The organism is Clostridium sp. ZBS2 (assembly GCF_023845855.1).
In the GTDB taxonomy this organism is placed as follows: domain Bacteria; phylum Bacillota; class Clostridia; order Clostridiales; family Clostridiaceae; genus Clostridium; species Clostridium aquiflavi.
The window spans coordinates 1-2,506 of record NZ_JAMQIF010000032.1 but is presented as its reverse complement, the minus strand read 5'-3'; the positions used below and the strand labels follow the sequence as shown (position 1 = coordinate 2,506).

Sequence of the window (2,506 nt, the reverse complement as noted above, 5' to 3'; positions counted from 1 at the left end):
AAAAAACAGAAAAAGAGATTATAGGAAAAACAGAACTAAATAATTATAACGGTGAATATGTATTAGGAACTGAAGAAAATCTAATAAAAGAAGTAGAATTTAATGAAAACAAGAGGTACTTCTCAATTTATAAAACAGTATTACCTACTGGTACTAAGCATAATTGGGAATTAGCAGTTGCAAGAGATGTGACTTTATTAAAAAAAGAGATGACCAAACGTTCAAAAATACAAAGGCGTTTAGAATCTTTCTTAGAGATTTCGACAGATTTATGGGGAATATTGCAAGCAAATTATCATTTTAAAGATGTAAGTGATAATTGTATTAAAACTTTTGGGTGGACATCAGAAGAATTTAAAAATTTAAATGCAGTTAATTTAACCCATCCAGATGATAGAGAACATATATTAAAAAAAATGGATTTCTCATTTAATAAAGATAAAAGAACATTTTTACTTAATAGATTTCTATGTAAAAATGGTAAATATAAATTAATAGAATGGAATTGGTGCTGTTTAGAAGAGGGAAAATCAGTGCTTTTGACTGGCAGAGATATTACTGAAAAGAAAGAATTAGAAGAAGAGAAGAGAAGATTAGAAGAAGCAATAGCTATGGAAAATCTAAAAACTGAATTTTTTGCAACAGTATCACATGAATTTAAAACACCATTAAATGTTATTTTAGCTACAGTTCAGTTATTATCTGATAAATTAAAAAATAATAAATTAAGTGAAGAAGTAAAAGTAAATCTTAAGTATATAAATGGAATAAAACAAAATTCATATAGATTATTAAAACTGGTGAACAATTTAATAGATATAACTCAAATAGATGGTGGAATTTATAAATTAAGTCTTGAAAATTGTAATATTGTAAGTATTATTGAAAATATAGTACTATCTGTTAGCAAATATATACATGAAAAAAATCGTAATATAATATTTGATACCACTAGAGAAGAAATTATACTTGCAATAGATTGTGATAAAATTGAAAGAATAATATTAAACTTATTATCTAATGCAGTTAAATATACAAATAATGGTGGTAATATTTATGTTAGTTTAAGTATGGATATAAATNNATAATAATGTTATTGTAAAGATAAAAGATGATGGCATTGGAATACCTGAAAAAGATGTAGAAAACATATTTAGAAGATTTAAGCAATCAGGAGATGTTTTTACGAGAAGATGTGAAGGGACTGGAATTGGGTTATCCATAGTAAGATCTTTAATAGAGATGCATGGTGGAGCAATAAAAGTTAATAAGGAAATAAAAAAAGGGGCTGAATTTGTATTTTATCTTCCTATAATTAAAATGGAAGATAAAGAAGTTTGTGGTCTTTATGATAAAAGACTAGATTCAAGGTTTGAAAAATACAATATAGAATTTTCTGATATATACTAGAAAGCCATGGATACTATAATAAGGGGATAAGAAAATGAGTAAAGAAGAAAATGAAGTATATATTTTTAAAGATTTAAAGGATTTGTTAAAATCACAACCATCAAAAGAACTTATAAATAATAAATATATTAATGAGTGTATCAAAGAAGAAACTGAGAATTTTAAAAATATATTAATAAATTTAAATAGCGAAACACAGTCTGATGGAATTGCTTTGTTTTTATATGATGAAGAATATAATATGTTAAGATTAAAATTTAAATTAGGAAATGTGTCTTTAATAGGAGAGGATTACACTACACAATTAAATGAACAATCTAAAGAAAAGTTACTTAACAGTAAATATGATCACAGGGCTATAGATATAAAAGAAACATATTGGTTTAAAAAACATATAGAAAACAATAATATTGACACAAATAAAAACTACGGATATATTAGAATGTATTCAATAAAAGATACAAATAAATTGATAGGTATTTTAAGTATTTTTTATGCTGAAAATACTAATTTAGATAATATGAATGATAGTGTTATCGATTACGAATGTGAGAAATTAGAATTATTAATTAAGAATAAAATTTTAACCAATAAATTAAGAGAAGAACTTGTAAAAAGAACATTAAATGAAAGTAAACTAAAATCTTTTTTGGAAATTGCAACTGATTTATGGGCAATAATGGACTATAAACAACATTTTAAGTGTGTATCTCCAAGTGTTATTGATGTTACAGGATGGAGTAATGAAAAAATATCAACAATGAATGTATTTGATATGGTACATCCAGATGATAGAGAGCGAGCAAGAAAATATATAAAATTTATAAAAGATGTAAAAGGTGAAAATTCTATTGCTAAAGTATTATGTGCAAATGGTGAATATAAGATATTTCAATGGAATTGGAGCTGTATTGAAGAGGGAAGATATGTATTTTTAGCAGCTAAAGATATTACAGAACAAAAAAAATTAGAGCAAGAAAAAAAAGAACTAGAAGAAGCTATTATGATTGAAAATTTTAAAAATAAATTTCTGGCAAATATATCACATGAATTTAAGACACCTTTAAATGTAATACTTGCAACTGTACAGCTTATA

General features: G+C 24.6%; 3 protein-coding genes. All 3 read left to right on the top strand.

All coding sequences use genetic code 11. The annotated features are described in order from the left end of the window. The first annotated feature begins 209 nt into the window (after positions 1-209). Entirely contained in the window at positions 210-1,088 is an 879-nt protein-coding gene (locus tag NG918_RS15560) for a PAS domain-containing sensor histidine kinase (protein WP_502801316.1), read from the top strand. Continuing rightward, positions 1,081-1,410 carry a sensor histidine kinase gene (locus tag NG918_RS15555; protein WP_353735872.1) on the top strand — a complete coding sequence of 110 codons (330 nt, stop codon included), beginning with the start codon at positions 1,081-1,083 and terminating at the stop codon, positions 1,408-1,410. The genes NG918_RS15560 and NG918_RS15555 overlap by 8 nt, the downstream gene beginning before the upstream one ends. A gap of 34 nt (positions 1,411-1,444) precedes the next feature. Next, positions 1,445-2,506 (top strand): PAS domain S-box protein (locus NG918_RS15550; RefSeq protein WP_252226936.1); only part of this gene is annotated, 1,062 nt, incomplete at its 3' end.